Source organism: Novosphingobium humi (genome assembly GCF_028607105.1).
Taxonomy (GTDB): Bacteria; Pseudomonadota; Alphaproteobacteria; order Sphingomonadales; family Sphingomonadaceae; genus Novosphingobium; species Novosphingobium humi.
Genome location: NZ_CP117417.1, coordinates 1,090,879 through 1,114,993 on the forward strand (window position 1 = coordinate 1,090,879; position 24,115 = coordinate 1,114,993).

Below are 24,115 nucleotides of genomic sequence, written 5' to 3' on the forward strand. Positions count from 1 at the left end.
CTCTATGATGATCATGCGCCTTTTCGTTTGGGTTGCGGCTAAATGGTCAAGCGGGCATGGATGGGGCCATCATTACGCAGACCTCAGCGTAATTTCATGGTCAATGGCTCCGGCTTCATTCCAAAACTGAACAGTCAATTCGGCGGGTTTTCCGTTGCTGGGCGGAACGACATTCATCTTCAAAAAGCCGCCGTCAGGCCCGGCCTGCAAATAGGGCTGCTTGATGAGCGCATTGGGGTCGGTGCCGCGGGGATTGCCCGGTGCGACGCCCGGACGGGAATTCTGCCGGTGAATGGTTCCACAGGAGAATTCCTGCGCCCCGGTGGGATGAATGGAATGATATTTCCAGTGCCGATCGCCATTCACGATATAGGTGTTGGTCAGTAGGGCTTTGGCTTTGAGAAATTCGAGGAAATGCTCGCCTTCGTTATGAAATCCACCCAATGATACATGGTTGTCGCGCTTGCGGGCATCATCGGGACCAATCACCGGGGTCGGGCTGATAATGACCCGGAAATCCGCATCGCTGGCCAACAGGGTCTTTTCCAGCCAGGCTCTTTGCTCCACGCCCCATATCGTCTTGTCGGGGCCATCGGGCATGGAATTGGGCGAGCGGTAATCGCGTCCCTCAAGCATCCATATCTGGAGATGCTTGTTGGCCCGCACGGTCCGGTAGGTCGGCCCATGCGCGACCACGGGCACCTGTTCGAGGAATGCCCGCTTGCCATCGGAAACGGCGGGAAGCTCTGTGCCCGTGTTGTCGGCATCGTCGAACCGAAAGTCGTGATCGTCCTTCATGAAGAAGGTGGCAATGTCCCCGAATGCCTCCTTGACCGAAGGCACCGCGAGCTGACGATTCCACATCAACCTCATTTCGGGCAATGTTTTGGCCCAATACTTTTGATCTCCCATGGGGTGGTCGTAATAGACGGTATCCCCGGTGGCGATCATGAAGTCGGGTCGCGCATGGCGCATATGGTCCATGGCGGGATAGCCTCTGCGCCGCACTTCTTCGCTCGCCAGCGGCCCACCTTGGGCGTAAGGTGAGGCCGCCCTGCCGCCAAGCCCATAGAAATGCTGATAACTCAGGCAACTGAACACCGCCACAGAAATGGGCCCGGACGATGCTTCTTCGGGCAGGGTTCTGAATTGGCCGATGGTTTCCGGCTTGTGAATCTTGCCCGTGGGGTCACGGAATTCGACGCGGTAGAAAAAGTTCTTCGCTGGTGCGAGGCCTATGACCTCGGCTTTCACGACAAAGTCATTGTCGGCGATGGCTGCGGTCCATGGTGTTTTCATGGCTTGGGCAAACTGCGCATTGTCTGCGACAAGGAAGCGGATGCTGCCTTCGCGACCCGGACTGCGGCTGGCAAAGTCTCCGGGAATGGCAAGGGCGCTTGATATTCTGGCCTGAAGAAGAGCGGAATTCTTGCCCGGCTCGCCGGCGAGAAGGGTGGCATGCGCGGCCTCATTGACCGCGGCATCGAGCCGCGCCGCCAAGCCAAAGGCGGCCATGCCGCCAAACGCCACCGCCGTCGTGCCGAGCAAGCGGCGGCGAGTGAATGAAACCTTGCCGAAGCGATGGTTGCTGCTTTGCATCTGTATCTCCCATGGAATATATTTTTCAACGGCTTGGGCTTATGGTGGCTGTGGCCGTGATGGCTGAGGCCATGACCGGAGGCGCTCCCGACACTTGTGTCCCTTCCGGCGCCTCACCAATGCCCTGAACATCAAACACTGGCTTGCCAGCCTGCAATGGCGGTCCGGCCAGGGGCGGTCCGGCCAGGCTCAGGCGAGCGCGGCCATCGAGCGTGGCAAAGTTGCGGTGCGCGCCGGTGAGGATGGCGGAGTTGGGTGTCATGGGAGCAGTGCTCCTCTCAATTGGTCAAATCATAATCACGATTGCTCTGACCAATTTTTTGGCGCCAGTCAAATTCACTGCGTCGATCATTGATAATTGACTGCGCCTATCATTCAGTAAATTCATATGATGATGGGCGGTTAAATGAGTTATGAGGTATTTAAGTCTGAAAATTTATCTTATTATTTATGTATATTATCTTATAAAAGATGAATTTATTAAAATAACTAACGGTGTAATATATATTTAAAATGTGTCGTTTTGAGTTTTTATGTAATGAATTTTCAGAGGATTTAATTTTACCGTCTTGGCGGAGGGGGTGGCCAGCAAAAAATTCATCATTGGTTATTCGGCGCCCATGCCATGGGCGTAAATTCTGCCGCTTTCTTTAATGCAGGCGGCGGTTTCCGCCTGCATGTTGGTGTCCGACGCGGGCGGTCCATCCAGCATGACGTAAAGCGTAATGGGGCAGCGCGGTGAGTTTGCACGCACAAGGCAGTCATTGCCTTGGTTGTTCCAGCCCATACAGACCGCTGGAATGGATGAGGCCACCGCTCGTCATGGCGGGCAGGAGATAGTCTGACGAGACCGGGGCGGCCAATTCACCGTCATCCCGGACTTTATAGATAATTCCTATTTTTTCAGAATATGTCTTGATATCATAAAATTAAATATAAAAATCATAATATATTTCTTGATCGTTTCTGTGCTTGTCAATATTGATCATAGATTTAATCGATCGGATATTTTGCAGCCGTCATCATCGGGCGCACAATTGGCGCAGAGACTCCATATCCTTGGGGCGCAGCGGACCACGCCATGGAGCGCAAGGGCGTCGGCCGACCGGGGCATAGGCGGCCATGGGCAGGCCGAAACCCTCACCGCCCAGTCGCTGCGCCAGTTCCAGCGCCTGCGCATGGGGCATGACCGCCACTTGTCCGTTCAGCGCCGGGGGCGGCGGCATCGGCCGGTCCACCCATGCCAGAACCACCTGATCGGGGCTTGCCGCCGCGACCAGAGCGGCCAGGTCGCGCCATTCGGCCATGCAGGGCGCGCACCATCGCGCACCCAGCAGAATGACCTGTCCTGCGCCCGAAGGCGCCTGAGCCGCCAGCGAGGGGGCCGCCAGAGACGGTGCCGCCAGAGACGATGCCGCCAGAAAAGCGCCGTAAAGGGCGATGGACAGTTTGCGCATCGCTACTTACTATGCCCATGAACGGGCTCTGTAAATCGGGAGAGTGTCTTGCAAATCTCGCGTATTACTCTGGCGGCGGCGCTGGTTTTGCAAATGACGGCGCCAGCGGCCGCGCAAACGGCGCCCGATGCCAGACCCGACCTCCAGACTTTGTTCAATGCCGCCACCCAGGCGTGGGTGGATAATGATTGCGCCAAGGCGCTTCCGATCTTTGCGCAATTGGCCGATGATCCGCGCATCAGGCCGGGCACTTTGCCCTATGCCGCGATTGCGGTGCGGCGCGGCGATTGCCTGATCGCCACAGGGCAAACCGCGCAGGGCGAGCTTATGGTCCAGCAAGGCCTGCCTCAATTGACCCGCGCGGGGGAGGAATTCGCCAATGAGGTGGTGCGCGTCGAGCAGAGGCTGGGCAATCTGGCCGCGGCGCGATGGGATCATGATACGGCGCTGGCCCATTACAAGGCCGCGCTGGCCCTGCTTAAGGGGCAGGATCGGTCGCAGACGCTGATGTGGCTGGCGCAACTGACCAGTTTTGACAGCGACAATCAGGCGCTGGACGCGGCGGAGGAAGGCTATGCGCTGGCTTCGGCGGGCCCCAAGCCTGACAAACATGCGCAGGGCATGTGGCAGATGGTCAAAGGGCGCATCCTGCTCAATCGCGGCCGGGTCAAGGAAGGACGCGCGGCGTTGGAGCAGGCGCTCAAGCTCAGCCCCGGCACCAATGGCCGCCTTTCGGTCGAGGAGGCGCTGCTGCGCGCCGATCTGGCGCAGGCGGCTATGCTGACGAAGGATCGTGAAACGGCCTATCGCTATATGGCCGAATCCGGCGCAGGTCGGCTGGAAAAGTCCCTCTTTACCAAGGCGGGGCAAATGGAACCCCCGATGTGCGGCCCCGACACCGGGCTGGAGCCGGAGGATCGCGCCGTGGTTGAATTCACCATCAGCGATCAGGGCCAGGTGGAAAGCGCGCGGACCGTTTATGCCAACGGCTCCTATGCCAAAGCCTCCGCCTTTGCCCGTGCGGTACAACAATGGGTATGGCCGCGCGAAGATGCCGCGCGCATTCCTGAGTTCTTCCGCATCGCCACGCGGGTCGAGATCGTGTGTACCCGCGCGGAAGGTACAGGCGGTATTTCCGCCCTCAATCCGCTGCTCACCCGGTTTTCGCAATGGGCGCCTGCGTCGGACGGGCTGCCATGGTCGCGCTGGCTGGCGGCGGCCGAGGCGGCGCAGAAGGCGGGCAAGGATGATGCCGAACTGGCGGCGCTTGTGCGACTGGCGCTGGTCGATCTGCGCGGGGCACAGGACCGGCTGGCTTCGATTGAGCGCGGACTGGTGCTGGCGCGGGGCGGATCGCGGGCCATTCCTGCCGAGGCTGCACATGCTGCGCTGGTGCTGCTCGAATCCTCGCGGCCCCAAACGGGTCATAAAGGGGAGGATAGGGAGCGGGTGGCGATGGATCAGTTGCTGGCGCTGGCCGATGATCCGGCGTTGGCGCAGGATGCGTTGGCGCAGGACAGCGCGCTGTCTATCGCCGCGCCTCGCCGTCCGCGTTCCGATCAGGCCGAGCGCGCCCGCGCCGCGCTGATCCGCGTGGCGCAGGACCAGAGATTGGCCGAACATCATCCCCTGCGCCAGTTCGCGCAATTGCGGCTGGCCAATGAGGCGGCGCGCAGCGGCGATCTGGACAAGGCCGGGCAATGGTTCGCCGCCACCGGTCTGACACAGGAGCAGTGCGCGTTGATCGGCCCGCGCCCGGCGTTGACCAATAACAACAGCGCGCCATCGCATTTCCCGACCGAGGCGCTGCGCTATGGCTTCGAGGGATGGGCGCGCACCGAATTCGATATTGAGGCCAATGGCCATACCGCACAGGTCCGCACGGTGATCGCCTATCCGCCCTTTGTCTTTACCGATGCGGCGCGCGATATGTTTACCGGGGTGCGTTATCAGCCCAGCTATCGCCCCGAACGCGGCGCGGCATGTAGCGCCAGCAGCGATTTTGTGCGTTTTGTCATCCCCGGCAATATAAACACGGTCAAAGTGATCAAGCCCAAGAGTTGAGGAGCGGACAGCGGGTTCAAAGCGGGCGAGGAGGGCGCGCCATGGGGCGCAGCAGGGCATCGCCCGCTATCGCCAGCACATTGCCGCCCCACAAGAGCAGCACAGCGCCCAGCGCCAGCACCATTTCCCGTGGCGAGGCGGGATGGGCAGGCAGGCTGTGCCGCCCGATGAAGAGCAGCCGCGCCAATCCCGCCGCCATCGCCAGTAGCGCCACGCCTGTCAGCCTGAGCGCGCGATCGGTATGGGGGCCGGGTATGAAGTCGGGGAAGCGGTGGATGGATGACATCGGACAATTCCTGCCTTTGAGCAGGGCCATACCTAGGCTCGATGGGCGTTAAGCCTCCACGCGAAGCTGGGCGCCATGGCGTGAATTCTGCATAAAACCGGCCACGATCGGCAGACATGAAAAAACGGGCGACCGTTGGGCCGCCCGTTCAGGATGGGGGTATGTTCTCTTTATAGCACGAGGGAGTCTGCACCTCGTGTGGGGTAATGGCTTTTAGAAGGTGATCTGCACTTCGCCGCCGAAGGTGCGGGGCGGGTTGAAGTTGCCGTAATCGCCCAGCACCGCATCATTCGCGCCCGAGCGGCGATAGATGTAGGTGGTGTTGAACAGGTTGCGGCTCCACACCGAGAAGGTCGCCTTGGTCGCGCCGCTCATCGGCACCGAGGCCAGAGCGATGCGGCCGTTGACCACAAAGCTGGCGTCGGTCTTCACCGGCTCGTTCTGGAAGCTGTACTGCGACTGGGCATAGTTGGCGTCCAGATGCACGCGCACTTCGCTGCCGTTGGCGTTCACCGGCATCACGTAATCGGCATAGGCCGAGGCGGCGTTGCGCGGCGTATAGACCACATAGACCTGATACAGGGCATTGTTCAGGAAGGGGTTCGCCGTGGCCGGAACCTGCGTATAGGTATAGGCATAGGACGCGCCCAGCGTGACGCCTTCAGCCGGCTTGACCGTCAGGTCGGCTTCGATACCGCGGATCTTGGACGTGCCCGGCGCGTTGCGGGTTTCCTCGGTGTGCAGGTTGAAGGTCGGGCTGTTGGGGTTGGTGTCGACGTTGTCGAAGTCGGTCTGCGTGCCGGTGCGGTCCATCATGTAACCGGCAAGGTTCAGGCGGACGTGATGGTCCATCAGGTCCATCTTGGTGCCGATTTCATACGAGCGCACGACTTCGGGGCCAAACGAGTTGAACGTCTGCGAACGGTCGTTGGCGCCGCCGGCGCGATAGCCGGTCGAGTATTTGGCATAGAGGTTGACGTTGCGCGTCAGCTCATAGGCGGCAACGGCCAGCGGATCGAAGCGGCTGACGCTTTCGTTGAACAGGAAGTTCGTCGAAACGCCCTGCACCAGATACAGCGTGCCGTGACGCTTTTCATTGGTATAGCGGCCGCCCAGCGTCAGGTGGAATTTGTTGCCCAGCCATTCGGGCGTATAGGTCATCTGGCCAAAGGCGGCATAGCTGCGGGCATAGGCCTCGCTGGCGCGCTGCAGGAACTGCTGGCCGATGGCCCAGCCCTGGTTCTTCGAAGTGACGGGGCCCGACACCGTTTCGCTGTTGATCGTGTAGCCGGTGCCGTCCGCATTCCAGGTGTTCGACGCAGGCGTCGAAGCCTGTTCCTGGGCGCGTTCGTTGAAGTAATAGCCGCCCAGCACATAGTCGACCTGCGGGATGCTGCCCACCAGTTGCAGTTCCTGGCTGAACTGACGCTGGTTCAGGTAGGACAGGCTATAACGGCTGAAGCCGGTGTTGGGGGCAAAGATGGTGCGCGCGGCGCCGCCCGAATTGTCCCACTGGTCGGTCGAAACGCGGCGCCATGCGGTGATCGAGCGCAGCTCCATGCCGGGCATCACCTTATAGTTCAGGTGCAGCGAGGTGCCTTCGGTGCGGTCGACGCTGGGCTGCTGCGGCACGCCGATCGGGGCGGTCGACAGGCGGCTGCCGCCCGTGGGGGTGACCAGCGGCGAGAGCGGGGCGATGCAGGTCTTGCCGGCGGTGCAGCTGGCGCCATTCAGCGTCAACGACGAGCCGTTATAGGTGCCGACCGGCAGGCCATTGGGGTTGTAGTTGATCAGCTGGCTGAAATTGGGCGTGTTTTCGTCGCGGCCCTTGTCATAGGACACCAAGGCCGAGAAACCCTGAACCGGGGTCCACTTGGCGCTGATGCGGCCGCCCACGCGCTCATACTGGTTCCAGCCGGCCTGACCCGCCAGCGGGTTCTTGACGGTGGCATCCTGATGCTGTTCCACCGCGTCGATCTTGACCGCGATATTGTTGAATTCGGGCAGGTCCAGATGGCCCTCGGCGGTGTGGCTGCCGTAATTGCCCACGCCTGCCGAGAAGCGGCCGCCGAACTGGCCGCTGGGGTCGCGCGTCACGATGCTGACCGCGCCGCCTTCGGTGTTGCGGCCAAACAGGGTGCCCTGCGGACCTTTCAGCACTTCGATGCGCTGGACATCGAACAGCGCGGCGTTCAGGCCCTGCGAACGGGCGAGATAAACGCCGTCGATATAGACGCCGACGCCGGAGTCGCGGGCGGTCTGGTTCTGGTCAAAGGGCACGATGCCGCGGATGCCGACCGTCAGCGCCGACTGGCGCGCCTCGAAGGTGGCCACGCGCAGCGAGGGCACGCCGCCGTCGGCCAGGTCGATCAGGCTTTGAACATGGCGGTCCTTGATGACCTGTTCGCTGACCACCGAGATGGCGACCGGCGTCTTTTGCAGGTTCGTCTCGCGCTTGGTGGCGGTCACGACAATGTCGGTCAGACCGGTGCCGTTGCCTTCCGCCGGAGCGGCGTCGGCTGCATGAGCGATGCCCGCATTCATCAGCACAAGCGCGCTCAGCGGCAGGGCGAGAAGGGCCTTGGAATGTTTCACCTGATATTCCTCCGAGGGGTGCAGCCGGGTTGGAGAGGGTGGCTGCTGTTGGTAGTAACTTTCGTTAATCGGTAAGTTACAGCGCCCTCTATCCATCGATGTTTGCACTTTTGTGACGATTCGGATGCATTCTTCGCGGGCGCTCCTCGTGGGGGGCTGGCCCCTGCGCGCCCGCATGAAAAGGCCGCATTGACTGGGCCGAAATTCATGCCAAGGAAGAAGGTCTGTGCCGCAACATCAGGAAAGGAACCGGCCTTGACCCGTTCGCGTTCCGGTCTGGTCCTGGCCGTGATGCGCAGTTTGATGGCGGCGCTGTTTGCGGTGTGGCTCTGGCTGGCGCCGCATCACCATGCGCAGGGCGGGCCGGATACGGTCTGGCTGTTTGGGGCCTATCTGGTCTTTGCGCTGGTGATGCTGGCGGTGGCCGCGCAAAGCTGGTGGTATGATTTCCGGCTGGCGCGGGCGGCCTTTGCCGTTGATGTGGCCACCTTCCTTGTCGGCCTTTATCTGACCGAGGCGGTGACGCTGGATTTCTTCAGCTCCTTCATGGCCTTCTTTGCCTTTCTGATGCTCAATTCGGCCACGCGGTGGAACAGGCGCAGCATATTGATGATCGCGGCGGGGCTGGCGGCCTGTTTCCTGCTGGCGGGGCTGCTGGTCGAATGGAGTGAGTTTCATTTCGACACGACCAAATTCATCCGCCGCTTCAGCACACTGGCGCTGCTTTCGCTGATGCTGGGCTGGTTCGCCTTCAATCGGCAGAATGTGCCCGTGGCCCGTTATATAAGGCCTGAATTGTCGCAGGACCCTTTGGCCGGGGTGCTGGATTATGCGATGGCGGCCTATGGCGCGGCCGGGGGCGCCATCGCATGGGTGGCGCAGGGCGAAACGCGGCCCATGATCCGCACCGGCGGCACCATGGGCGAAGGCGTGGAACTGGCCGCTCTGGATATGCCTTTGCTGGCGGGCGGCATGGTGTTTGATGCCCCGCGCCGCCGGGCGTTGGGCATCAACGATCAGGACCGGGTTGTGGCGATGGCGCCCGCGCCGATGGAAGGGCTGATCGCGGGCTTTGCCGGAATGCAGGGCCTGTCCTTGCCGATTGCGGGGCGGACGGGGCGGGGGCAACTGGTGCTGACGGGCATATCGGGCCTCAATTACGACGATCTCTTTGCCGCGCGCGGCGTGGTGCGCGAAGTGGCCGCCGCGATGGATGAGGAGGAAACCGAGGCCATGGCGCGCGAAGTGGCCATGTCGCGCCTGCGCACCCAGATTGCCGCCGATCTGCATGACAGCGTGGTCCAGACGCTGGCCGGGGCGAAATTCCGGCTGGAGGCCTTGCGCCATAAGTTGGCGCAAGGGACCGCCGTGCCTGATGACATCGACCTGCTCTGCGCCGGGCTGGCGGCCGAACAGGGCCATGTGCGCGCCATCATCGAGCGCCTGCGTCAGGGCCAGATCCAGCCGGGGCGGCGCGACCTGCTTCAGGAACTGACCCCGCTGGCCGACCAGCTTTCCGCGCAATGGCTGGTGGCGGTTTCGGTATCGGTGTCGGCGGAGGGGGAGGGGCCGATCATCGTGCCCACCGCGCTCAATTTCGAGATCCAGCAGATCCTGCGCGAGGCCACCGCCAATGCCGCCCGCCATGGACAGGCGCGCCATGTCCGCGTCGAACTGGGCGTGACCGGGGGCGCTCTGGGCGTGGCCATTGTCGACGATGGCATCGGCTTTGCCCCCGAAGCGCTGGGCGCGCCGCCGCAATCCATCGCCGCGCGCGTGGCAAGGCTGGGAGGGGACTTGACCATCGGGTCGCTCCACGGGCAAACGCGCGTGCTTGTAACCCTGCCCATGGAGCCTGCCGGATGACCAGCATCGTCATTGCCGACGATCACGCCTTTTTGCGCGCCGGGCTGGAGCAGGTGCTGGGCAGTCTGGGTTTTGCGATTGCGGCCTCGGTGGGCGATGGCGATGCGGCGCTGGCGGCGGTGGCGGAAAAGGACCCCGATCTGGTGATCGTCGATCTGCGCATGCCGGGGCGCAATGGGGTGGCGGTGCTGGCGGCCCTGCGCGGGCGGGGCGATATGCGGCCGGTGCTGATGCTGGCGGCCGAGATCGACGATGCCAGTCTGGTTGCCGCCATCCGGCTGGGCGTCAACGGAATAGTGCTGAAAGACAGCGATGCATCGGCGTTGCGGCAGGCCATCGATACGGTGATGGCGGGAGATCGGGCGATTTCGATGGCGATGATGGAGCGGGCCTTCATGCTGGCCTCGCAGCCCTCGCCAGCCAACCCGCTCGATGCGCTGTCCGAGCGCGACCGGCGGATCGTCGAAGGCGTCGCGGCGGGCCTGCGCAACCGCGAAATCGCCGAAAACCTCGCCATTTCCGAAGGTTCGGTGAAGGTCTATCTGCACCGTATCTTCGACCGGCTCAATGTGGGCAATCGCACTGAACTGGCGCTGCTGGTGCGCGGGGGCGAGGGCGGGCGCTGACATTCTAAATTTGTCATTTGCGCGGTTCTGCGGCGTGTGCGCCGGGCTTGTCATCTATCTGTCATAAATGGTTCCTACCGGCGGCCTATCGAGCGCGGCAGGATCGGACTGTCGGCCAGGCAGGACACCGACAATGACAAGTGTAACGAAATGGGCAGGCGCCGGCCTGATGGCGGCGATGATCGCGGCCGCGCCCGCCGCCGCGCAGCCCGGCGCGCATTACACCGTGACCGACAGGATCGCCGGGGCCGATGGCGGCTGGGACTATGCGCGGGTCGATGTGCCGCGCGGTGTGCTGTATGTCGCGCGCAGCAATGCGGTGATGGCGCTCGATCTGGCCACGCGCAAGGTGACCGACGCGATCACCGGCGCGGATGGCGCGCATCAGGTGATTGTGATCGACGATGGGGCCACGCTGGTCGAAACCGACGGCAAGAGCGGCCTGACCCGCTTTGTCGACGTGGCCACCGGCAAGGTGATCGCGCAGGTGCCCAGCGGCAAGAAGCCCGATGCGGGTTTTTACGATGCCGCCACCGGCCAGATTGCGGTGATGAGCCCCGGCAGCGACACGATCACCAGCATTGATGCCAAAACCCACGCGGTGACGGGCACGATGAAGTTGGCGGGCGGTCTGGAATTTGCGGTGAGCAACGGGCACGGCGGAGCTTTTGTCAATCTTGAGGATGAAAACAAGATCGCTGAAGTCGATCTGAAGGCGGGCCGTCTGCTGCGCAAGATCGCCATGCCCGGCTGCGTCGGCCCCACGGGGCTGGCGATGGTGGCCGGGGGCAAGCGCCTGATCTCGGCCTGCGCCAATGGCGTGGCGGTGGTGGCCGATGTGGCAAGCGGCAAGGCGGTGGCCAAGCTGCCCATCGGCAAGGATGCCGATGCGGTGATCGCCGATGAGGCGCGCGGGCTGGCCTTCATCCCCTGTGGAGGCAGCGGCACGCTGGTCGCTCTGGACATCCGCCGCCCCGATCATATCGCTGTGGCGCAGGTCATCCCCACCCAGATCGGCGCCAAGACCGGCGCGCTCGATCCGCGCGATGGCCGCGTCTATCTGCCCGCCGCCACGCTGGCCGCGCCCGAGGCTGGGGCCAAGCGCGGCAAGCCGGTGCCGGGCAGTTTCGTCATTCTGGTTGTGTCGCCCAAAGCCTGAGGAAGGAATTCGCGATGATGAAAGCGATGCTGAGCGCTGCCCTGCTGGCGGTGGCCATGCCTGCGATGGTGCCCACGGCCGCCTTGGCGCAAAACGCGCCTGCCAAGCCCAAAACACTGCAATATCTGGATGCCACGCTGTTTCAGCCGGTGCTGATCCTGCCCGCGCCGATGGCCAAGGACATGCCCGCCAATGCGCGCGAACTGGCCATGTTGCACCAGTTGATCGCCAGCGCCAGCCCGCAGCGCTTGAAGCAGGCCTATGAGGATGCGATCCACGAGGACCCGGCCATTTTCAACGAAACGCTGGGCGTCGATTTGAAAAAGCTGCCCGCGACATGGGAATTGCTGGACATCGTCAACCGTGAATCCGCGGTCGTTGCCGGCATCGCCAAGGATCATTTCCACCGCATGCGGCCCTACAGCGCGGATGCCTCGCTGCCCTTCTGCGAAGGCAAGGCCGATCCGGCCAAGCCTGCCTATCGTTCCTATCCCTCGGGCCATTCGACGCTGGGCTATGCGGTGGGCGTGGCGCTGGCGCGGCTGGTGCCGGCCAAGGCCGACCGGATTCTGGACCGCGCGCAGGATTACGCGATGAGCCGCGAATATTGCGGCGCGCATTACGCCAGCGACATTCAGGCCAGCGAGGTGATCGGCACCTTGGCGGCCACGCTCTTGCTCAACGATCCGCGTCTGGCCGACAAGGTGGCCGCGGCCAAGGCGGAATTGAGCCGGAGCTGACGCCATGACGGGCCTGCCGCTTTGCATGGCGGGGCGGCGGGCCTGTTCTGGGTAAATCTGCCTAATACGAAAGCATAGGTGCTTTTCTCTATTTTGACCCAGCCGTGATCCGCAATATATAAAAAGATGCCGTGCTAAATCATCCATGTTTGGGTGGATGAAAGGCATGGCCTTGCTGCGGTATTTTCATAATATTCTGAATAATCAGGGTTATGCCCCACATGGCTTTTGCCTGTTGTGGCAACCGGAGCTGATCTGGACGCACGTGATGGCCGACGCCATCACGGCGCTGGCCTATTTCACCATCCCGGTCGCGCTGGTCATGCTGGTGCGCAGGCGCGGTGATATCGCGTTCAGTTGGGTGTTCATCTGCTTTGCGGTGTTCATTCTGGCCTGCGGGGCCACGCATGTCATTTCGATCATCACCCTGTGGCATCCGATTTACGGCATTCAGGCGCTGGTCAAGGCGCTGACCGCTGTGGTCTCGGTGGCAACGGCGGCCGCGCTCTGGCCGCTGATGCCCAAGCTGCTGGCCATTCCATCGCCCACGCAACTGCGGCTGGCCAATGAGGCGCTGGCCGCGCGGGTTGAGGAGCGCGATGCGGCCATCGAGCAATTGCAGGCCGAAATCGCCGAGCGTCGAAGCATTCAGGCCCAACTGGCCGACCGCAGCCGCGAACTGGACATCGCCCGTTCCGTGGCCGAGAGCGCCAGTCAGGCCAAGTCGAACTTTCTGGCCAATATGAGCCATGAATTGCGCACGCCGCTCAACGCCGTGATGGGGTATGCCCAATTGATGATGCGCGAAAAGGGCATCGAGGATCGGCACCAGCACGCCGCCCGCACCATCCATGACAGCGGCCAGCATCTGCTCACGCTCATCAATGACATTCTGGATCTGTCGAAAATCGAGGCAGGCAAGCTGGAGCTTTATCCCGCCAGCATCGACCTGCGCGGATTCCTCAATGGGATCGCGGCGATCATGCGCGTGCGGACCGAGGAAAAGGCGCTGGATTTTGCCTGCGATCTGGCCCCCGATCTGCCCGATTTCGTGCTGGCCGATGAAAAGCGGCTGCGTCAGGTGCTGCTCAACCTGCTGGGCAATGCGGTCAAATTCACCGACCGGGGCCGGGTGACGCTGGGCGCCAGCGTGCTGATGATCAGCGGCCAGAACGTGCGGCTCAATTTCGCGGTGCGCGACACCGGGGTGGGGATCGCCGCGCAGGATCTGTCCGCGATCTTCATGCCCTTTGAACAGGTGGGCGCCAATGACAAGCGTTCGGGCGGCACCGGGCTTGGCCTGTCGATCAGCCGCCAGTTGATCGAATTGATGGACAGCACGCTCAAGGTCGAGAGTGCGGCGGGCGAGGGCAGCCTTTTCTGGTTCGACCTCGATCTGGCCGTCTCGCATGCCCAGGCGGACGGCGGGGTCAATCCGGCCGAATGCACCGGCTATCGCGGCGACCGGCGCCGGGTGCTGATCGTGGATGACATCACCGCCAACCGCGAAGTTTTGGCCGCGCTGCTGGCCGATCTGGGCTTTATCGTTGAGCAGGCGCCCAATGCGCAGGAGGGCATCGCGCAGGCCATTGCCTCGCCGCCCGATCTGATCCTGATGGACATCCGCATGCCGGGCATGGACGGGCTGGAGGCAATCCATGCGCTGGGCGAGCACAGTGGCGCGCGGCATGTGCCGATCATCGCGGTATCCTCTGGCATCTCGCCGCAAAATCAGGCCGCCGCGCTGGCGGCGGGCGCGCGTTCCTTTCTGCCCAAGCCGCTGGACCGGGCCGAGATGATCCGCTTGGTGGGCGAGGCGACCGGGGTGGAATGGGTGGTCGAACAGGCCGAGGAGGAGGATGAGACTATGACCATTCCCGCGCCCGAGGCGCTGGGCGCGCTGTATGAAGCGGCGGCGGCGGGTAATATGCGCGCGGTGCGAGGCGAGGCCGAGAGGATCGGCGCGCTCGATCCGGCCTATCGCGCCTTTGCCGAAGCGATCACCCGCATGGCCCGCGCGTTTCAATCGCAGGCGCTGCTCGCAATGGTCGAGGCCAGCATGGAGGCACGGGCATGAGCGATATGTCGGGCACATTCCTGGCCGATGCGGGCGCGCAGGTTCAGACCATTCTGGTGATCGATGACAATCCGGTCAATCTGGGCGTGGTGGGCGAGCATCTGGAGGACAACAACTATAATGTCACCGTCGCGCAGGACGGGATGGAGGGCCTCAGACGCGCCGAACTGGGCCAGCCCGATCTGATCCTGCTGGATGTGATGATGCCCGGCATCGACGGGTTCGAGACCTGCCGCCGGCTCAAGGCCAATCCGCTGACCGCCGAAATTCCTGTGATCTTCATGACCGCGCTGACCGATGTGCATGACAAGGTGGCAGCCTTTCAGGCAGGCGGGGTCGATTATATCAGCAAGCCGTTCCAGAGCGAGGAACTGCTGGCCCGCGTGCGCACGCATCTCAGCCTCAGGAACACGCAACGGAATCTGGCGGCCAGGAACGCCAGGCTGGAAATGGAAATTGCCGCGCGCCACAGCGCCGAAGTAAGCCTGAAACGCACCGAGGTCAGCTATCGCCGTCTGTTTGAAACGGCGCCCGACGGGCTGATGCTGGTCGATGCGCAGACCGGCGAGGTGTTTGACGCGAACCCTGCGGCCGTGAGCATGTTCAGCCATGACCCGGCCGATGTGCTGGGGAAAAGGATCTGGGAACTGGCCGGATCGGCGCGCACGACTTTTGGCGAGGCGATGCTTCAGGAATCGGTACGCCGCGGCATCGTCAAATATGACGATTGGGAATTGATCGCCGCCGGCGGTGTGACCACCCATGCCGAAGTGATCACGCGAACCTATGAAACCGATCAACGTCAGGTGGTCCTGTTCAATTTCCGCAATATCAACGACCGCAAGGAGGCCGAGGCCCGCATCCGCTATATGGCGCTGCATGATGCGCTGACGGGCCTGCCCAACCGCACGCTGTTGACCGACCGGCTGGGTCAGGCCGTGGCGCAGGCCCGGCGCAGCGGTCAGCAGGTGGCCGTGATGATGCTCGATCTGGACCATTTCAAGCATATCAACGATTCGCTGGGCCATCACGTGGGCGACATGCTGTTGCAGACCGTGGCCGACCGGCTGCGCTCCTGCCTGCGCGAATGCGATACGGCGGCGCGGCTGGGGGGCGATGAATTTGTCATCCTGCTGGGCGATGTGGCCCATGCGGGCGATGTCGATGTGGTGGCGGGCAAGGTGCTTCAGGCACTCAAGGGCGCGTTCCTGATCGAGCAGCACCAGTTGCACATCGGTGGCAGCATCGGCGTCAGCACATTCCCGCAGGACGGCGAGGACCCGGCCAAGCTGCTGCGTTCGGCCGACACCGCCATGTATGACGCCAAGGGCAACGGGCGCGGCATCCACCGCCATTTCACCCCGGCGATGAATGAGGCCACGATGCGTTGGCAGGAATTGGCCAATGATATTCACATGGCCTGCGTCAACGGCGAGTTCACCCTGTATTACCAGCCGCAGGTGGCCCTTGATGGTTACCACGTCACCGGGGTCGAGGCCCTGCTGCGCTGGAACCACCCGGTTCAAGGGCTGGTGCTGCCTTCGGTCTTTGTGCCGCTGCTTGAGGAATTGGGGCTGATTGTCGAGGTGGGCGATTGGGTGCTGGAACAGGCCTGCCGCCAGAATGTAGCGTGGCAAAGGGCGGGCCATCCGCCGATCCGCATGGCGGTCAACCTCTCGGCCCAGCAATTCTATCGCGGCGATATCGTCAAGAGCGTCAGGCGCGCGCTGGCGGTTTCGGGCATGGACCCGCAATGGCTCGAACTCGAACTGACTGAGAGCCTGACGCTGGACGATACCGAGGTGACGATCCAGATCATGAATGATCTCAAGGCGCTGGGCGTGACGCTCTCGCTTGATGATTTCGGCACGGGGTGGTCTTCGCTGTCCTATCTGCGCCGCTTTCCGCTCGACCGGATCAAGATCGACCGCACCTTCATGAGCGAGGTGGCCACCGAGCCCAATGCCGCCGCCGTGGTGCAGGGCATCCTCTCGCTGGCGCAAAATCTGGGACTGGGCTGTGTGGCCGAAGGGGTCGAGAGCCGCGAGCAGCTCGATTATCTCAAGCGCCAGATTTGTTCGGAAATGCAGGGTTTCCTCTTCAGCCGTCCGCTGGCGGCCGAGGATGTGGCGCAGGTGCTGACCCATGCGATCGGTCCGCGCCGGATCGGAGACGGCCGGTCGGACCGCGATTGAGAACCGGGCGGGCGCGCGGCGGATTTTGGCCTCCGCGCGCCTTATGATTTCCCCCCGACTGCGTGACTCTACGCAGTCCCTCCCAAAGCAACCATCTACACGCTTTTGATAAACCAACCTGACGCAAGGGCATTCTGGTTGACCCTTGGCAGGGCGGGCTTGACGATGGCGATTTTGGTAAAGCTGGCACAGGATGTGACGTTGCAGACAATTGGCGCGGCGCATGAGGCGCTGTGCGAGGCCTTTATGGGCGGACAGGATGTCGATCTGGACGTGGACCGCCTGGAACAGGGTGATCTGGGCGTGGTGCAACTGATCCTTGCCGCCCGCGCCGAGGCCGAGGCCAACCATCGCCAGTTTCGCCTGACCGCGCCTGCCAATCCGGTGCTGATCTCGCTGCTGGCCCGCACGGGCCTCTATCCCCAGACCCATGCCGATATCGATTTCTGGTTCCACGGAGTTATCCCCGCATGAGCGCGTCCATTCTTACCGTTGATGATTCCTCCAGCCTGCGCATGGCGGTGCGCATCGCGCTGACGGGGGCGGGCTATACCGTCACCGAGGCGGGCGACGGCATGGAAGGATTGACCAAGGCAGGCGCCCAGCGTTTCGACATGATCATCACCGACCTGAACATGCCGCGCATGGACGGGCTGACCATGATCCGCGAAATCCGCAAGAGCGGCAAGCAGACCGGTGTGCCGATCATCTTTCTGACCACGGAAAGCGATGATGGCGTCAAGGGACAGGCCAAGGCGGCAGGCGCGACGGGCTGGCTGGTCAAACCGTTTAACGCCGATCAACTGGTCAAGATCGCCCGCAAGGTTCTTGGCCGATGAGCGAGGATGATCCGGTAGCCGCCTTTCGGGTGGAGGCAGCAGAACTGCTCGATTCTGTCGAGGCGGCGCTGCTCGATTTGGCCGGGGATTCGACCAACACCGGGCTGGTCGACGAGGTGTTTCGCGGCCTCCACACCCTTAAAGGCTCGGGCGCGATGTTCGGCTTTGAGGCGCTGGCCCGCTTTACCCACCATTGCGAAACCGCCTTTGACCGCGTGCGCAAGGGCCATGCCGAGGCCTCGCAGGCGCTGATCGGGGTTGTCCTTTCGGCGCGCGATCATATGCAGGCGCTGATCGATGTTGGCACGCAGGGCGACCCCATGCTGGAGGTGGCGGGCGAGGCGATCCTTTCGGCGCTGGAAAAGGCGGTGGCCAACAGCGAGGGCGTGGCCGTTCTCCGACCCGTTCAGGCCGAGCGCAAGGGCTGGCACATCTCCTTCAAGCTGCCCCCCGGCGCGATGGTCAACGGCACCAATCCCTTGCCCTTGCTCGATGAATTGCGTGAACTTGGCGATTGCCGGATCACGCCGCGCCTTGATGAACTGCCGCCTCTGGCCTCTCTGGTGCCCACCGAATGCTACATCCACTGGGACATCGTGATCGAGGGCGATGTGACCTGTGAGGACATCGAGGATGTCTTCATCTTTGTCATCGACGATATGGATCTGGCGATCACGCCGCTGGTCGAGGAGCCCGAAAGCGACGAACCGGTCGAGGTTCTGCCCGTCGCCACCGTGGTCAGCGCGCCCCAGCCGGTGGCCAAGGCCGCAGCGCCAGTGCAGGAAAGCGTGCGCGTGGCCGCCGAGCGGCTGGATGAACTGATGAACCGCGTGGGCGAACTGGTGATCGCCCAGAGCCGCCTGGCGCAATTGGCCGCCAGCGTCGGCCCGGTCAATGAACTGACGCTGCGCGCGGTGTCGGAGGATATCGAGCGCCTGTCGGCCGAATTGCGCGATACGACGATGGCGATGCGGATGATGCCGGTGGGCAATCTGTTCGGCCGTTTCCGCCGCCTTGTCCACGATCTGGCGCGCGAGACGGGCAAGACCATCGAACTGGTCACGCATGGCGAGGCGACCGAGGTGGACAAGACCGTGATCGAGCGTCTGGCCGATCCGATGATCCATCTGATCCGCAATTCCTGCGATCATGGGCTGGAAACCGCTGACGACCGCGTGGCGGCGGGCAAGCCGGTGACAGGCCGCCTGACCCTTTCGGCGCGGCAGGCGGGGGGCGAGGTGTTGATCGCCATCACCGACGATGGGCGCGGCATCGACCGCGAGCGCGTGCGGGCCAAGGCCGAGGCGCAGGGGCTGATCCAGCCGGGCGCTGTGCTTGGCGATGGAGAATTGTTCCAGATGATCTTTCATCCCGGATTTTCCACGGCGGCGGCGATCACCAACCTGTCGGGCCGGGGCGTGGGGATGGATGTGGTCAAGCGCAGCATCGAATCCCTGCGCGGCACGATCGACATCGCCAGCACGCCCGGCATGGGCACGACCATGACGCTGCATCTGCCCCTGACGCTGGCCATCATCGAATGCATGCTGGTCCGCGTGGGCGAGGGGCGTTACGCGATACCCCTGTCCGTGGTGGAGGAATGCATCGAATTGCCCGCCGCCGAGGTCACTTCGACCGCGCGGCGCAATTTCCTCGATGTGCGCGGCGAACTGGTGCCCTATCTGCGCCTGCGTGACACATTCGGCACCGATTATCCGGCGGACCTGTTCCAAAAGGTGGTGATCGTGGGGCAGGGGCGCGGCCGGGTCGGCCTCGTCGTCGATCAGATCATCGGCAACACCCAGACCGTCATCAAGTCCCTGTCGCGCTTCCACGCGGGGCAAGGCAGCTTTTCAGGCGCCACGATCCTTGGCGACGGCAATGTCGCGCTGATCCTTGATGTGGGCAATCTGATCGTGGCGGCGCAAAAGAACCAACGCCTGCTGGGCGAGAGAGCGGGGGAAGTGGCATGAACATTCCCGAACGCGTTTTGACCTTTGCACTGGACGGCGAAATCTTTGCCATCGACGCTCAGGCGGTGCGCGAGATCCTTGAGGTGCCCACGATCACCCGCGTGCCCGGCGCGCCCGATTTCGCCAGCGGGCTGATCAATGTGCGCGGGGCGATTGTGCCCTTGACCGATCTGGCCGTGGCCTTTGGCATGGCCCGTGCCGATCACGGCGAGGACACGCGCGTCATCGTCATCGAGGCCGAGGTGGAGGGCGAACCCACCACCATCGGTCTGGTGGCGGACAAGGTGCTGGATGTGGCCGCGATGGAGGGCGTGGCCGTCGAGGAAGCGCCCCCGGTCGGCATGCGCTGGCGGGCCGACTTCATCCGCGCCATTGCCCGCCCGCAGGGGCAATTCGTCATCCTGCCCGATCTGGAACTGATCTTTGCCGAAAGTCTGGCCACGGCTGCAAGGCTGCACAATCTGAACTGATGGTCGCCCCAATTCCACGAGGAATGCCCAATGAAACTGACGTTGCGAACCAAACTGGCGGCTGCATTTTCTGCCGTTTTGCTGCTTTCCATGACGCTTGGCATTGTGGGCATCATGAGCATGGGAAAGATCAACGACCAGGCGCTCGAGATCAACAGCAACTGGATGCCCAGCATTGATCTGATCCACACGATCGACACCGCCACATCGGATCTTCGCGTGAATGAATTGACCCATGTGGCCAATACCGATCCGGCCAAGATGACCGAAGTTGAAGCCGATATTGACCGGTTGCTCAAATCGATTACCGACACGCGCGGGAAATATGCCGCGTTGATTTCGTCGCCTGAAGAAAAAGCGGTCTATGATCGGTTTTCACGCAAGTATGAGCAGTATCTTGTTATCCACAACGAGATCATAACGCATTCCCGCAAGAATGAAAATGATGAGGCCCATCGCATTCTCTTTTCATCCAAGCCGCTTTACGACGACTTTTCGGCCGATCTGAAAACGCTGGTCAAAATCAATGTCGATGGCGGGGCGGCAACCGCGCGGACTGCGGCGGACACCTATGCCAATGCGCGTATGCTGTTTTTGGGCATCATGGCTCTGGCGCTGCTGGTGGGCGTTGCTGCGGCGGTGGCGGTGATCCGCAGCGTGATGAAGCAGTTGGGCGGCGAGCCCGATTATGCCCGTGAAGTCATCAGCCAGATTGCCGAGGGCGACCTGACGGTGCGCGTGGTGACCAGAGAAGGCGATACATCCAGCCTTCTGGCCAGCGCGCGCGATATGGTGGCGAAACTGGCGCAGGTGATGGGCGGTGTGTCCAGCGCGGCCGACAATGTCGCCGCAGGCGCCCAGCAGATGTCGGCGGGCGCCGAAACCCTCTCGCAAGGCGCCACCGAACAGGCCGCCAGCACCGAGGAAGCCTCCAGTTCGATCGAGGAAATGGCGGGCAACATCAAGCAGAACGCCGACAATTCGGCCCAGACCGAAAAGATCGCCCGCCAGTCGGCCAAGGATGCCGAAGCCAGCGGCGAGGCGGTCAGCAAGGCGGTGGTGGCGATGCAGACCATCGCGGCCAAGATTTCCATTGTGCAGGAAATCGCCCGCCAGACCGATCTTCTGGCTCTCAACGCCGCAGTTGAGGCGGCGCGCGCGGGCGAACATGGGCGCGGCTTTGCGGTCGTGGCCTCCGAAGTGCGCAAACTGGCCGAACGCAGCCAGGAAGCGGCCAGCGAGATCAGCACGCTTTCGGCCGACACGGTCAAGGCGGCGGCCGACGCGGGCGAGATGCTGACCCGTCTGGTGCCCGATATCCGCCGCACCGCCGAACTGGTGGCCGAAATCAGCGCGGCCTGCCGCGAACAGGATATCGGCTCGGCCCAGATCAACACCGCGATCCAGCAGCTCGACAAGGTGACCCAGCAGAACGCCGGTTCCTCCGAGGAAATTTCGGCCACAGCCGAGGAGCTGGCCTCGCAGGCCGAGGAATTGCAGGCCAGCGTGGCCTATTTCCGCACCGGCGATCAGGCGCGCCTTGCGCCCGTCCGCGCCAAACCCGCCGCGCCCCTGCGCAGGGCGGCGGCGCGTCCGGCCAAACCCGCGCCGCGCCCCCATTCGCTGGCCCATCAGCAGGAGCGGCTGCGCGGCTTTGCGCTGGACATGGATCAGGGCGGGCCGGACAGCGACGACCTCGATTTCGAGCGCGTGGCATGAACGCGCAGGGGCCTGTGCAGGCGGTCACCTTCAGCATCGGCGCCGAGGTCTTTGCCGTGCCGGTCGAACAGGTGCGCGAGATCCTCGATTATCAGGAAACGTTCCGCCTGCCTGGTGCGCCCGAGCATTTTCTGGGGATGATTGATGTGCGCGGGGTTGGGGTGCCGACCATTGACCTGCGCCTGCGCCTCGGCCTGCCGCGCGCCGAGCCGACGCCTTTGACGCGCATCCTGATCCTTGAGGTCATGCGCGATGGCGAGATCATCCTGCTGGGGTTGGTGATCGACCGGGCGCTGGTGGTCAGCGCTTTTGCGCGGGAAAGCATTGAAAAGGCGCCCGATATCGGCATCCGCTGGCGTTCGGACTATATCACCGGGGTGATCCGTCAGGACGGCGGCTTTGTCGTGCTGATCGACATTGCCAAGGTGCTGACCAGTCAGGACGCGGCGATGATCGGCATGTCCTCGGACGAAACCCGGGAACAGTTGCCTTGAGCGGCCATCCCGACCGAAAGGCGATCAAGGGCTTTGGCGTCGAAGTGGCCAAGACCGCAATCGGCGAGCGCCAGTTTCGCCGCGTGGCCGCCTATATCCAGGCCGAAACCGGCATCAAAATGCCCGCCACCAAGGCCCAGATGATCGAGGGCCGTCTGGTCAGGCGCGTGCGCGAGGGCGGGTTTGAAAGCATGGACGATTATTGCGAGCATATCCTGTCCGGCTATGCCAGCGACGAGGCCGTCGATGATTTCATCAATGCCATTACCACCAACAAGACCGATTTCTTCCGCGAACCGGGCCATTTCGACTATCTGGCCCAACATATCCTCCCCGAACTGCGCGAGCAGCGGTGCCGTCGCATCCGTTGCTGGAGCGCGGCCGCATCCACCGGCATGGAGGCCTATACGCTGGCCATGATGCTGGCCGACTTCGTGGCCGAACAACGCGATATGGATTATTTCATTCTGGCCACCGACATTGACACCCATGTCCTGGCCGAGGCGCGGCGCGGGATCTATCCGCATGTCGCGCTCTCGCCGGTGCCTGCGGCCATGCGCGCGCGCTATGTGGTGAATGCCCGTGATCCTCAGCGCAAGGAGGGCCGCATCGTTCCAGAATTGCGCCGAAAGGTGGGTTTTGCCCGGCTCAACCTGATGGACAGCCACTATCCGGTGGGCGAGCCGATGGATGTCATCTTTTGTCGCAACGTCCTGATCTATTTCGAACGCGATGTTCAGGCCAAGGTGATCGCGCGGCTGTGCGACAATCTGCGCCCCGGAGGCCATCTGATCCTTGGCCATTCGGAATCGATCCACGGGCTCGATCTGCCGCTCATCACCGTGGCCAACACGGTGTTCAGAAAGAAGGGATAGGCGATGGCCAAGATCCGGGTGCTGATCGTGGACGATTCGGCCAGCGTGCGCCAGATGATGACGCGCATCCTGTCGGCCGACCCCCAGATCGAGGTGATTGCGGCCGCCAGCGACCCTTTTGTCGCGGCGCGCTATATCAAGGAAGAATTGCCCGATGTGGTGACGCTGGACGTCGAAATGCCGTGCATGGACGGCATCACCTTCCTGCGCAAACTGATGAGCCAATGCCCGTTGCCGGTGGTGATGTGCTCCTCGCTGACCGAGAGCGGGTCCGAAACGCTGCTTCAGGCGCTGGAGGCTGGCGCGGTGGATGTGATCCTCAAGCCTCAGGCCGGCGTGGCCGATTTTCTGGCCGAACAGCATCAGCGGATCTGCGACGTGGTCAAGGGCGCGGCCCGCGCCCGCGTGCGCGCGCGCACCGAACGCAAGCCGGTCGTCCCCCAGAAAAAGCTGACGGCCGATGCCGTGCTGCCTCCGCCCGGATCGCGCGCGATGAGCCGGACCACCGAACAGATCGTCTGTATCGGCGCCTCGACCGGGGGCACAGAGGCGCTGCGCGAGGTGCTGGAGGCCTTGCCCGCCAATGCGCCCGGCATCGTCATCGTCCAGCATATGCCCGAGCATTTCACCCGCTCCTTTGCCCAGCGCCTCAACGATCTGTGCGAGGTGGATGTGAAGGAAGCCGAGGATGGCGACACGGTGATGCGCGGCCATGTCCTGATCGCGCCGGGCGGGCGCCACACGCTGCTGACGCGGCAGGGCGCACGCTATACCGTCAGCGTGCGCGACGGGCCGCTGGTCTCGCGCCATCGGCCATCGGTCGATGTGCTGTTCCGTTCGGCCGCGCAATCGGCGGGGGGCAATGCGGTGGGCGTGATCCTGACCGGCATGGGCGATGACGGGGCGCAGGGGATGCTGGAAATGAAGCAGGCCGGCGCACGCACCATCGCCCAGGACGAGGCGACCAGCGTGGTCTTTGGCATGCCCAAGGAAGCGATCGCGCGCGGCGCGGTCGATCGTATCGTGCCGCTTGGCAATGTGGCGCGCGAATTGCTCCACGCGGCGGCAAAGTGAAGGTATT

At 63.0% G+C, this 24,115-nt stretch carries 20 protein-coding genes and 2 pseudogenes; 16 read left to right on the forward strand and 6 right to left on the reverse strand.

The genetic code is table 11. The annotated features are described in order from the left end of the window. Positions 1-72 precede the first annotated feature (72 nt). The 4 genes from PQ457_RS04900 to PQ457_RS04915 form a co-directional block, all read right to left on the reverse strand. On the reverse strand, positions 73-1,599 hold the full coding sequence (locus PQ457_RS04900; protein WP_273618645.1) for an alkaline phosphatase D family protein: 1,527 nt from the start codon (positions 1,597-1,599) through the stop codon (positions 73-75). 25 nt (positions 1,600-1,624) lie between these two features. Continuing rightward, complete coding sequence (locus PQ457_RS04905) at positions 1,625-1,861, reverse strand: hypothetical protein (RefSeq protein WP_273618646.1); 237 nt, start codon at positions 1,859-1,861, stop codon at positions 1,625-1,627. 345 nt (positions 1,862-2,206) lie between these two features. Next, the gene (locus tag PQ457_RS04910; RefSeq protein ID WP_273618647.1) at positions 2,207-2,386 is read right to left on the reverse strand and encodes a hypothetical protein; all 180 of its coding nucleotides are present in this window, start codon (positions 2,384-2,386) and stop codon (positions 2,207-2,209) included. Between the two features lie 235 nt (positions 2,387-2,621). Continuing rightward, entirely contained in the window at positions 2,622-3,056 is a 435-nt protein-coding gene (locus PQ457_RS04915) for a hypothetical protein (protein ID WP_273618648.1), read from the reverse strand. A gap of 93 nt (positions 3,057-3,149) precedes the next feature. Here PQ457_RS04915 and PQ457_RS04920 point away from each other — a divergent pair, with 93 nt between their 5' ends. Then, a complete protein-coding gene (locus PQ457_RS04920; protein ID WP_273618649.1) occupies positions 3,150-5,120 on the forward strand; it encodes a hypothetical protein in 1,971 nt (656 codons plus the stop codon). A gap of 16 nt (positions 5,121-5,136) precedes the next feature. Here the strand turns inward: PQ457_RS04920 and PQ457_RS04925 are convergent, their stop codons facing one another. Further along, positions 5,137-5,406, reverse strand: a complete 270-nt coding sequence (locus tag PQ457_RS04925; protein WP_273618650.1) for a hypothetical protein — start codon at positions 5,404-5,406, stop codon at positions 5,137-5,139. A gap of 213 nt (positions 5,407-5,619) precedes the next feature. Continuing rightward, positions 5,620-7,950: a TonB-dependent receptor gene (locus PQ457_RS04930; RefSeq protein WP_273619250.1), complete on the reverse strand. Its 2,331-nt coding sequence runs from the start codon at positions 7,948-7,950 to the stop codon at positions 5,620-5,622. Between the two features lie 306 nt (positions 7,951-8,256). Here PQ457_RS04930 and PQ457_RS04935 point away from each other — a divergent pair, with 306 nt between their 5' ends. The 15 genes and pseudogenes from PQ457_RS04935 (at position 8,257) to PQ457_RS05000 (ending at position 24,108) form a co-directional block, all read left to right on the forward strand. After that, positions 8,257-9,867: a sensor histidine kinase gene (locus PQ457_RS04935; protein WP_273618651.1), complete on the forward strand. Its 1,611-nt coding sequence runs from the start codon at positions 8,257-8,259 to the stop codon at positions 9,865-9,867. Beyond that, the gene (locus PQ457_RS04940; RefSeq protein ID WP_273618652.1) at positions 9,864-10,493 is read left to right on the forward strand and encodes a response regulator; all 630 of its coding nucleotides are present in this window, start codon (positions 9,864-9,866) and stop codon (positions 10,491-10,493) included. The genes PQ457_RS04935 and PQ457_RS04940 overlap by 4 nt, the downstream gene beginning before the upstream one ends. A gap of 133 nt (positions 10,494-10,626) precedes the next feature. Then, on the forward strand, positions 10,627-11,652 hold the full coding sequence (locus tag PQ457_RS04945) for a YncE family protein (RefSeq protein WP_273618653.1): 1,026 nt from the start codon (positions 10,627-10,629) through the stop codon (positions 11,650-11,652). Between the two features lie 14 nt (positions 11,653-11,666). Beyond that, the gene (locus PQ457_RS04950) at positions 11,667-12,392 is read left to right on the forward strand and encodes a phosphatase PAP2 family protein (RefSeq protein WP_273618654.1); all 726 of its coding nucleotides are present in this window, start codon (positions 11,667-11,669) and stop codon (positions 12,390-12,392) included. 268 nt (positions 12,393-12,660) lie between these two features. After that, positions 12,661-14,469 (forward strand): ATP-binding protein, encoded by a 1,809-nt coding sequence (locus PQ457_RS04955; protein WP_273619251.1) that lies wholly within the window; start codon positions 12,661-12,663, stop codon positions 14,467-14,469. Continuing rightward, positions 14,466-16,664 carry a two-component system response regulator gene (locus tag PQ457_RS04960; protein WP_273618655.1) on the forward strand — a complete coding sequence of 733 codons (2,199 nt, stop codon included), beginning with the start codon at positions 14,466-14,468 and terminating at the stop codon, positions 16,662-16,664. Before PQ457_RS04955 ends, PQ457_RS04960 begins: the two co-directional genes overlap by 4 nt. Positions 16,665-16,829: 165 nt before the next feature. Then, a complete protein-coding gene (locus tag PQ457_RS04965; RefSeq protein ID WP_273618656.1) occupies positions 16,830-17,138 on the forward strand; it encodes an STAS domain-containing protein in 309 nt (102 codons plus the stop codon). Further along, positions 17,135-17,503, forward strand: coding sequence for a response regulator (locus tag PQ457_RS04970; RefSeq protein WP_168602471.1), 369 nt, complete (start codon positions 17,135-17,137; stop codon positions 17,501-17,503). The genes PQ457_RS04965 and PQ457_RS04970 overlap by 4 nt, the downstream gene beginning before the upstream one ends. Beyond that, positions 17,500-19,476, forward strand: coding sequence for a chemotaxis protein CheA (locus PQ457_RS04975; RefSeq protein WP_273618657.1), 1,977 nt, complete (start codon positions 17,500-17,502; stop codon positions 19,474-19,476). The genes PQ457_RS04970 and PQ457_RS04975 overlap by 4 nt, the downstream gene beginning before the upstream one ends. Then, positions 19,473-19,946 carry a chemotaxis protein CheW gene (locus PQ457_RS04980; protein ID WP_273618658.1) on the forward strand — a complete coding sequence of 158 codons (474 nt, stop codon included), beginning with the start codon at positions 19,473-19,475 and terminating at the stop codon, positions 19,944-19,946. Before PQ457_RS04975 ends, PQ457_RS04980 begins: the two co-directional genes overlap by 4 nt. Positions 19,947-20,036: 90 nt before the next feature. Beyond that, positions 20,037-20,450: pseudogene (locus tag PQ457_RS22215) on the forward strand (MCP four helix bundle domain-containing protein); the annotation flags it as partial. Positions 20,451-20,777: 327 nt separating this feature from the next. After that, a pseudogene (locus tag PQ457_RS22220) lies at positions 20,778-21,665 on the forward strand (methyl-accepting chemotaxis protein); the annotation flags it as partial. Beyond that, on the forward strand, positions 21,662-22,159 hold the full coding sequence (locus tag PQ457_RS04990; RefSeq protein WP_273618660.1) for a chemotaxis protein CheW: 498 nt from the start codon (positions 21,662-21,664) through the stop codon (positions 22,157-22,159). The pseudogene PQ457_RS22220 and the gene PQ457_RS04990, both read left to right, overlap by 4 nt. Before the next feature lie 119 nt (positions 22,160-22,278). Continuing rightward, positions 22,279-23,034, forward strand: a complete 756-nt coding sequence (locus tag PQ457_RS04995; protein WP_273619252.1) for a CheR family methyltransferase — start codon at positions 22,279-22,281, stop codon at positions 23,032-23,034. Between the two features lie 3 nt (positions 23,035-23,037). Next, on the forward strand, positions 23,038-24,108 hold the full coding sequence (locus PQ457_RS05000) for a protein-glutamate methylesterase/protein-glutamine glutaminase (RefSeq protein ID WP_273618661.1): 1,071 nt from the start codon (positions 23,038-23,040) through the stop codon (positions 24,106-24,108). The last annotated feature ends 7 nt before the right edge of the window (positions 24,109-24,115 follow it).